Here is a 380-nt window from a genome sequence, read left to right as displayed (position 1 = left end):
GGAGGGATTAAGAAAAGTTTTGGACGACAAAAAATGTTGGGGACAGCGAAGCCGTCCGGCGTTATTTTTTTCGGGACAAAGGGCGAAGACCGGAACTCTTTCGTATCCATCCACCGAAATAAATTTGCCGTTCAAAAACAAAGGATCTCAGATGGAGCTATGAAAAAAGCACATTAGGGGAGGCAGAAAACAAGGAAAAGGGCAGTACGGAAAGTAAAACAAGCCATACGGTTTTGCAAGCAAAACCATACTCCTATCTCCCTGCCACAAGTGACAGGGGGGAACGGGTTAGCAACGGACTGCCGGGACAAACGGTAAAAGGAAGGGACTGCAATACGGAAGAAGGAGGTTGTTTCGGCAATGCCGAAGCTCCGGATGAT

Annotated in this window: 1 protein-coding gene; it reads right to left on the bottom strand. The window is 47.6% G+C overall.

The window, feature by feature from the left end:
• Positions 1-173 precede the first annotated feature (173 nt).
• Positions 174-380 (bottom strand): hypothetical protein (locus tag DWW91_RS27955; protein WP_117704145.1); only part of this gene is annotated, 207 nt, incomplete at its 5' end.

Source organism: Parabacteroides sp. AF17-3, from assembly GCF_003635445.1.
GTDB lineage: Bacteria > Bacteroidota > Bacteroidia > Bacteroidales > Tannerellaceae > Parabacteroides > Parabacteroides goldsteinii.
The sequence above is the reverse complement of the archived record's forward strand: the minus strand, read 5'-3'. Positions and strand labels throughout refer to the sequence as shown.